Consider the following 5,009-nt stretch of genomic DNA (forward strand, 5'->3'; position numbering starts at 1 on the left):
CCCGGCGTATCGGGCTTCAACTGGGCAGAAGCACAGTCGGCCTTCCTGCAGGGCAAGATTGGCATGTGGTTCGACGGCGTCGGTTTTGCACCGCCAATCGAAGATCCGCAGAAGTCCCGCGTTGTTGGCAAGGTCGGTTATGGCGTCATGCCGAAGGGGCCAGCCGAGCAGGCTGCCGGTACATTTGGTGACGGACTCGGCGTAACCGAGGCCAGCACCAAGAAGGAAGCGGCTTACCTGTTCTGCCAGTGGGCGGTCTCGCATGAAATGGGTGCGCGCCTGCTGCAGGCTGGGGCCGGCGTACCGTTCCGCCAGTCCATTCTTGAAGATGCCAAGGTGCGTGAAGGTGTGAAGATGCCAGCCGCATGGCTCGATGCCGTGTCTGGTTCCGGCAAGGTGTCCAAGTTGGCATTGCCGGTCATCATTCCGGTCACTGAGTTCCGTGACATCTACGGCGTTGCATTGACCAACATGATTGGTGGTGCAGATCCGGCAGCTGAACTGAAGAACGCAACAGCCCAGTTCGAACCCGTACTGGCACGTAGCGAGGGGTAATGACAGCCGTGAGCATCGATAATACGATGACGCAAGGCAAACATGTAAAAAAGAGCAAGCCTTCAAGGCTTGCTCCCAATTACTGGCCTTTCGTTCTTCCCGCCCTTGTGGTCGTTGCGGCCGTGATTGTTTTCCCCTGGGTCTTTACCCTGTGGATGAGCGTCAACAGCTGGACACTTGGCCAGGACCGGGTCTTTGCCGGTTTTGCCAATTATGTGCGGCTCGCACAGGATATGCGTTTCTGGGAATCGCTTTGGCATACGACGGTCTATACATTTCTGTCTGTCGTTCTCCCGTTATTCTTCGGTACGCTTGCGGCTCTGGTATTCGATGCGAAATTCCCGCTACGTGGCTTACTTCGTGGTGTCTTCGTCATGCCGATGATGGCGACGCCGGTTGCCGTAGCACTGGTCTGGACAATGATGTTCCACCCGCAGTTGGGTGTACTCAATTACCTCCTGTCGTTCATCGGTATTGGCGCACAGGAGTGGATCTATAACCAGTCAACGGTGATCCCCTCACTGGTGCTGGTCGAGACATGGCAGTGGACACCCCTGGTGATGCTGATCGTGCTTGGCGGTCTGGCGGCGGTACCACGTGAACCCTATGAAAGTGCGGAAATCGACGGTGCAAATGCCTGGCAGAAATTCCGTTACCTGACGTTGCCGATGATAGCGCCCTTCCTGATCATCGCCGTTATCATACGTTCGATCGATGCGGTCAAAAGTTTCGATATCATCTATGCCATGACGCAGGGTGGACCGGGCACAGCTTCGGAAACCATCAACATCTACCTCTACAATACGGCCTTTGCCTATTATGATATCGGTTACGGTTCTGCGATGGCGGTGGTGTTCTTCCTGGTTATTATCGCTTTGTCCTTCGTGCTTTTGATGGCACGCCAGAGGGCAAACTGGTCCAATGCGGAGGGCCGCTGATGAGACGCAAAACACTCGACAGCATCGGCATGTTGTTCGTGGCCGTTGTGATGGTGTCGCCTGTCATCCTGTTCTTCCTCTGGATGATATCGCTGTCACTCAAATATGAAATCGACAATGGCGCTTACCCGCCCATTCTCATTCCAGAAAACATTGCATGGTCGAACTATGCCAAGGTTTTCGAAGAGAATAACTTCCTGCTCTATTTCTGGAATTCCGTGCTTGTCACCGGTGCAGCCACTCTGCTGGCCCTGATCATCGGTGTGCCGGCCGGTTATGGCATCGCCCGGTTGAAGGCTGAGAAATCCGCTGTCGTCATTATGATTGCCCGTATGACACCCGGCCTCTCGTTCCTCATTCCGCTGTTTCTGCTGTTTCAATGGCTGAACCTGCTCGGAACACTCTGGCCGCAGATCATCATCCATCTGGTTGTCACCGTGCCCATCGTGGTGTGGATCATGATCGGTTATTTCGAAACGACGCCGATGGAGCTTGAGGAAGCAGCGAGCATCGATGGTGCAAGCTCGTGGCAGGTATTCCGTCTGGTCGCCTTGCCGATTGCCAAGCCGGGTATCGTGGTGTCGTTCATTCTGGCGCTGATCTTCTCATGGAACAACTTCGTCTTCGGTATTGTACTTGCCAGCCGCGAGACGCGCACCCTGCCAGTTGCCGTGTACAACATGCTGTCCTTTGAGCAGGTCAGTTGGGGTCCACTGGCCGCCGCAGCGCTGATTGTTACCTTGCCGGTTCTTTTGCTGACGATGTTTGCGCAAAAGCAGATTGTGGCAGGTTTGACAGCAGGCGCGGTCAAGGGCGGTTAAGCGGGCATCGCTGCCCGTTCACGAAACGATTTTCGACAGGAATATATACATATGGCAACCGTCAGTATTCAGAACGTCCAGAAACGCTATGGAGCCGTCAAGGTCATTCACGGCATCAGCGTCGATATCCAGGACGGCGATTTTGTTGTTCTCGTTGGCCCGTCCGGCTGTGGGAAATCCACGCTGTTACGCATGATTGCCGGGCTTGAAGAGTTGAGCGACGGTGAAATCCACATCGGTGCCCGTGAGGTTTCGCATCTTCCCGCCCGTGACCGTGACATTGCCATGGTGTTCCAGAACTATGCGCTTTATCCGCATATGACTGTGGCAGAAAACATGGGTTTTGCGCTGAAGCTAAAAAAGGTCAGCCAGGACGAAATCAAGGAAAAGGTAAAGCGTGCGGCCGCCATTCTTGGTCTGGACGCGCTGTTGGAGAGATATCCTCGCCAGCTGTCGGGTGGTCAGCGCCAGCGCGTCGCCATGGGACGTGCGATCGTGCGTGATCCGCAGGTCTTCCTGTTCGATGAGCCACTCTCAAACCTTGACGCCAAGTTGCGCGTGCAGATGCGCGGTGAAATCAAGGCCATGCACCAGCGCATCGGTACAACGACCATTTACGTGACGCATGACCAGGTAGAGGCCATGACCATGGCTGATAAGATTGTCGTGCTGCATGATGGGTATATCGAGCAGGTTGGCGCACCGCTTGATCTGTATGACCGGCCGGCCAATATCTTCGTCGCCGGCTTTATCGGCTCGCCAGCCATGAACTTTATCGATGGTCGTATCGAGGAAGGTATTTTCCGCTCCAAAAACGGCCTGACCCTGCCATTGCCACAGAATGTCGCGGCAACAGCCAGCGGTCGAGATCTTGTTTATGGCATTCGTCCGGAACATATCCGTGCTGCGGCCGGTGGCCTTGAAGGCACTGTGACGCTGGTCGAAGGCACCGGTTCAGAAATTTACGCCAAGCTGGATTGCAAGGGTGATGAAATCGCCTGCCTGTTCCGCGAACGTCTGAACATTCAATATGGCAGCACGGTTGGTATCGCCATCGATACGGACCATGTCCATCTGTTTGACAAAGAAACGGGCAAGCGTATTTGAGCGACCAGGCAAAGCGTATCCTGTGTGTCGGGGCAGCCGTTCTCGACACAATCTTCCGTGTGCATGACCTTCCCAAAGGCGAAGGCAAAATCCTGCCCTACGAGATGCTTGAGATTGCGGAGGGCATGGCTGCAAGTGCTGCCTATGCCATCGTGAGGCTTGGAGGACAGGCCAGCCTTTGGGGTGCCGTTGGCGATGACGAAACCGGCGGCCGTATCCTGCGTGATCTCGGCGCAGACGGTATCGACATGTCCGGCATGACAGTCGCTGCTGGCGCGCGTTCGGCTCTGTCGACCATCCTGGTTGATGACAGGGGTGAGCGACTGATCGTCCCGTTTTACGATCACCGCCTCCATGATACGGCCAAGGTGTTCGACGATGCGGAGATCGCCAGTTTCGATGCCGTGCTGGTGGATGTCCGCTGGCCAAAGCTCGCACTCAACGTGCTGCAGGCGGCAAGGCGTGTCGGTATTCCCGCCATTCTCGATGGCGATGTCGCACCGGTCGAGGTGCTGGAACGATTAGCGCCTGCGGCAAGCCACATCGTATTTTCGGAACCCGCTGGAGCATGCCTGATCGGCACCGATGACATCCCTGATATGTTGATGACATTGCGGCAGAAGCTGCCGGACACGTTGCTTTGCGTGACAGCCGGGTCAAAGGGATGTTACTGGCTGGACGAAACAACCGGTGCCGTGCAGCATCAGGAGACGTTGACGATTACGGCTGTTGATACGCTTGCCGCTGGTGATGCGTTTCATGGCGCGTTCGCGCTTGGTGTTGCCGAGGGGCTGCCTCTGCGAGACACGATGCGTCTTGCTTCTGTGACAGCCGCGTTGAAATGTGAAGTTTTTGGTGGTCGCCACGGAATGCCAACAAGGGCGCAAGCTGAAGCGGCACTTCATCGCCTGTAAACATCTCATCTTGAAAATGAAGTTGAACAATGCTTTTGAAGGTATTGTTTTTTCTTCATTTTGCGGTTCTCGTTGAGAAAACTCAGAAAGTCAAAACAGCCTCAAAGCCATCTCTTTTTCCAGAGGCGGGTGATGACAGGACAAGGTTTGCCTTCATCTTATCAACCAGATTGCTGACAATCGCCAAACCAAGACCAGAGCCGGAAGCCTTGGTAGGGCCACGGGTAAAGCGGTGCCTCAGGTTGGCCAATTCCTCCGGTTTGATGGTCTCTGCCTCGTTGCTGATACGCACCCGGTTGCCGTTTTCGATGTAGATATCGACCATGCTGTCTGGCGGGCTGTGGACCAGTGCATTTTCCAGAAGATTGCGCAGCACGATGCCGAAGGCATCAGGGTTTATATGCCGTTCCAGACGGACATCCCGCGCAAGATGCAGGTTTATGCGGCCGTCGCCAATGGACATTCTCTCCAAATCTCCGACGATAATGCGGATGACCGGAACAAGGTCAGCCAATGTATCGGAAATGCCTATGCCGGCGTCAGCGCGGGACATTTGCAGCAGTTTTTCAGCCAGGCGGCCCAGGTGCGAAAGTGACTGTTCGATCTGATCAAGGCGCGGTGAAAATTCGGCTGGTATTTCGGCTTTCAGTCGTTGCGCCTGTGCCAATGCCCCG

At 55.2% G+C, this 5,009-nt stretch carries 6 protein-coding genes; 5 read left to right on the plus strand and 1 reads right to left on the minus strand.

Annotated features, from left to right (window positions below):
- The 5 genes from RT613_RS20625 to RT613_RS20645 form a co-directional block, all read left to right on the plus strand.
- On the plus strand, positions 1-555 hold a 555-nt coding region (locus RT613_RS20625; protein WP_313618253.1), incomplete at its 5' end, for an ABC transporter substrate-binding protein.
- Positions 555-1,493, plus strand: a complete 939-nt coding sequence (locus RT613_RS20630) for a sugar ABC transporter permease (protein ID WP_313618254.1) — start codon at positions 555-557, stop codon at positions 1,491-1,493. The genes RT613_RS20625 and RT613_RS20630, both read left to right, overlap by 1 nt.
- Positions 1,493-2,314, plus strand: coding sequence for a carbohydrate ABC transporter permease (locus RT613_RS20635; protein ID WP_313618255.1), 822 nt, complete (start codon positions 1,493-1,495; stop codon positions 2,312-2,314). Before RT613_RS20630 ends, RT613_RS20635 begins: the two co-directional genes overlap by 1 nt.
- Before the next feature lie 51 nt (positions 2,315-2,365).
- A complete protein-coding gene (locus RT613_RS20640; RefSeq protein WP_313618256.1) occupies positions 2,366-3,421 on the plus strand; it encodes a sn-glycerol-3-phosphate ABC transporter ATP-binding protein UgpC in 1,056 nt (351 codons plus the stop codon).
- Positions 3,418-4,335: a sugar kinase gene (locus RT613_RS20645; protein ID WP_313618257.1), complete on the plus strand. Its 918-nt coding sequence runs from the start codon at positions 3,418-3,420 to the stop codon at positions 4,333-4,335. The genes RT613_RS20640 and RT613_RS20645 overlap by 4 nt, the downstream gene beginning before the upstream one ends.
- 82 nt (positions 4,336-4,417) lie before the next feature.
- Here RT613_RS20645 and RT613_RS20650 read toward each other — a convergent pair.
- The coding region (locus RT613_RS20650; RefSeq protein ID WP_313618258.1) for a HAMP domain-containing sensor histidine kinase at positions 4,418-5,009 on the minus strand (592 nt) is incomplete at its 5' end.

The organism is Agrobacterium sp. (genome assembly GCF_032092815.1).
Taxonomy (GTDB): domain Bacteria; phylum Pseudomonadota; class Alphaproteobacteria; order Rhizobiales; family Rhizobiaceae; genus Agrobacterium.

Bases quoted from the DNA above. Each gene is read 5' to 3' on its own strand.
- RT613_RS20640 (WP_313618256.1), top strand. From the start codon at position 2,366: ATGGCAACCGTCAGTATTCAGAACGTCCAGAAACGCTATGGAGCCGTC.
- RT613_RS20635 (WP_313618255.1), top strand. From the start codon at position 1,493: ATGAGACGCAAAACACTCGACAGCATCGGCATGTTGTTCGTGGCCGTT.
- RT613_RS20630 (WP_313618254.1), top strand. From the start codon at position 555: ATGACAGCCGTGAGCATCGATAATACGATGACGCAAGGCAAACATGTA.